The organism is Bartonella sp. OT172YNZD (genome assembly GCF_042193725.1).
Classification (GTDB): Bacteria; Pseudomonadota; Alphaproteobacteria; order Rhizobiales; family Rhizobiaceae; genus Bartonella; species Bartonella grahamii_A.
On sequence record NZ_JBHILZ010000043.1, the window covers coordinates 1 to 2,474 of the forward strand.

The window sequence follows — 2,474 nt, forward strand, 5'->3', positions numbered from 1 at the left end:
GCTCGTCTTTCTTCAAAACTTTCTCTTTATGGAGATTTAACTTATCAGCATAAATTTAAGAAAGTTGGTTTTTCTGGGTCCATTTTTTCAGGCGGGTTACACTATCTTTTTTAGCTATACATAAACTATATAGTAACTTATATATAAGTATATATTGTTATTTTAAGTATTAAAAGTAGCTCTTTAGTTTTATATTTATTTTATTTTAAGAAGTTTGTTAGCTTAAATATAGATATTATTCTTAAATGAATAAAAATAGGGCAATAGGAGTCGGGAAGAGTTATGGTTTATGTATTTCAAAAACATGTATTTTTGTGTAACTTTACAACAGCTATTCTTTATTTTTTGCAGGTTACTTATGTTAGTGCTGCAGGATCTTCAAGTGATGCAGGAGAGGCATTTTATAAATGTGTTGATAGAAAAACATACTTTCTCGCAGATAAAGTTTATTACTTAAAAAATTTTCAGGAGGCTGCGCCTATTGCAGCTATATATGTAGAAAAAGCTGGCACTGTTGTTAATGCCTCTCAGATAACAGTTTATGGCGATAATCCAGATAAAATATCTGCCTATGGGGCGTATGTAAGAAATGGTGGAAAACTTAATCTAACAGCTGCAGATTTTAAGGACATACCTGCTCTTCGTGCTCAAAATGCAGTCATTAGCATGACAGTAGGGGAAATTAAGGGCGTTTCACATGCTATTTATGCATGGGGAAAAGAAACGGATATTGCTTTAGTGAGTGTGAATATCGATATTCAGCCAGATAATTTGAAGGTAAAAGGGATCGGTATTATGAGTGTTTTTGATGCAATGGTTAGAATGTCAGATGGTACCGTTAATTTTAATCAGATTGGCTCATTTTCAACTCGGTTTGGGGGGAGGTATCTTCTTGATACTATGGGTATTACGGGGCAAGGAAGGAGGGAGGAAGCTAGAACAGATGGTGATGGCGCTATGGGAGTATTGCCGGAAGCTTTTGAGGTTTTTCAAGGGGGGGATGTTCATTTGAAAAACAATTTTATTCATCTTAATCATATGCATGCATTCTTGATTAAAAACTTTTCAGGTTATGTAGACGATAATGGCAAATTAATTCAAAAATATGTTTCACCAGATGGTTTTAAGAATACAAGTATTAAGATAGAAAAAAACAATATTTCTGTGAAAGGGGAGGGAGTACATGGCCTGTTCTTTAATGTTTTAGCTCCAGAAGAGCTTGTTAAGGTGTCAGGGAAACGAAATAATGAAAAGATTTTAGAAACCAAAACAGTTATCACGGGGGGGGCAGTTGTTTATTTATCACAGACAAATATGACAGTTCCAGATGGTATTGCGATTTATGCGAAGGGGAATAGAGGCTATGAAGTTAAAGGAACTCTTGAATTATCGGATGAAACAAAGATCTCCGGTGATTTGTTGCTAAAAGCTAACAATAACTCTTCTCTATTGGTGAAAGCAAGCGCTTCTTCTCTTACAGGAGGTACGCGTGTTGAGGATAGTTCAACTGTTGATTTAGAGTTAACGCGTGGTTCAACATGGTATCTTACTAAAAGTAAATACAACGGGTTACAAGACTCTGTTTCATCGCTTTCATCTCTAAGTCTTTCCAATAGTACACTGATCTTTGATGATGAAGATATATCGAGTGATTATCAAACGCTGCGCATTGGAAAAAGCACGGATATAAATGAAGGAGACAAAGTAGTATTGTCAGCATATAAAAAAGCTTATAGTGCTGAGGGAAATGTTCAGATTAAGTTGAGTGCATTTTTGAATGATGAGGGTTTGTTTGATCCCCAAAGGACGGATCGCATTTTGATCTATGGTGATGTTTCTGGAACGACTCTCATTCATGTGCAAAATTTTTTAAAAGTTTCAAGAAAAGAGGTATATGACGGAAAAGATCAAAGCATTTCACTCATTCAAGTTGCTGGAACAGCAAAGGAAGATTCTTTTAAGTTAGCCAATGGTTATACTACGGTGAATGGTTTTCCTTATCAATATCGTCTTCGTGGTTATGGTCCGAGTTCGCCTTTTGGAGAAGCGGATGTTACGCAAAGATTAGTGGAAGGCGAGGGGAATTTTTGGGATTTTCGTCTTGAAGGTATCTATATTTATTCTACAGTAAATTCTTATAATAGTATATCTGTTGCACCTTCTTCCTTTACATCATCTCATCCTGTTGATCCTTCCCCTTTGCCACCCAATCCACTTCCTACATCATTAACATTTACTACACCTGCTTCTTCTATATCCTCTGATCCTGTTGATTCTTCCCCTTTGCCACCCAATCCACTTCCTACATCATTAACATCTGCTACACCTGCTTCTTCTATATCCTCTGATCCTGTTGATCCTTCCCCTTTGCCACCCAATCCACTTCCTACATCATTGACATCTGCTACACCTGCTTCTTCTATATCCTCTGATCCTGTTGATCCTTCCCCTTTGCCACCCAATCCACTTCCTAC

At 36.7% G+C, this 2,474-nt stretch carries 1 pseudogene; it reads left to right on the forward strand.

What is annotated here, in order from left to right:
* Positions 1-282: 282 nt before the first annotated feature.
* Positions 283-2,474: pseudogene (locus tag ACFIJS_RS08735) on the forward strand (autotransporter outer membrane beta-barrel domain-containing protein); the annotation flags it as partial.